Source organism: Confluentibacter sediminis, from assembly GCF_003258355.1.
Classification (GTDB): Bacteria; Bacteroidota; Bacteroidia; order Flavobacteriales; family Flavobacteriaceae; genus Confluentibacter; species Confluentibacter sediminis.
Genome location: NZ_QKPO01000114.1, coordinates 1 through 312, shown reverse-complemented (window position 1 = coordinate 312; position 312 = coordinate 1). Strand labels below are relative to the sequence as shown.

Below are 312 nucleotides of genomic sequence, written 5' to 3'. Positions count from 1 at the left end.
ACCAGTGCTAGATTGTCAGGTAATTTACCTCCAAACTCTTTTTCCAAATACGATATGATGCCTTCATTCACGATCTCATTAAATTTATTGGGTTGTTGACTGTCATATTGCATATCGCTCATGGCAATCATGTTAAAGGATTCTTCTTCACCTGAAAAAGGCGGTGTTTTGAACTGAAAAATATCAGAACGTAACTTATCCGTTTTCACTCTATAAAAATAGGTCGTAAAACGTTTTAGACCAGAAAGTTGTACTTCATGGAGTCTAGAAGGTCCAAAATTCACATTAAAAGAAGAGCCACTTGTTTTTTTT

At 34.9% G+C, this 312-nt stretch carries 1 protein-coding gene; it reads right to left on the bottom strand.

Going from position 1 to position 312, the window contains the following annotated elements; all coding sequences use genetic code 11:
• The coding region (locus DKT72_RS18130; protein WP_220628179.1) for a fibronectin type III domain-containing protein at positions 1 to 312 on the bottom strand (312 nt) is incomplete at both ends.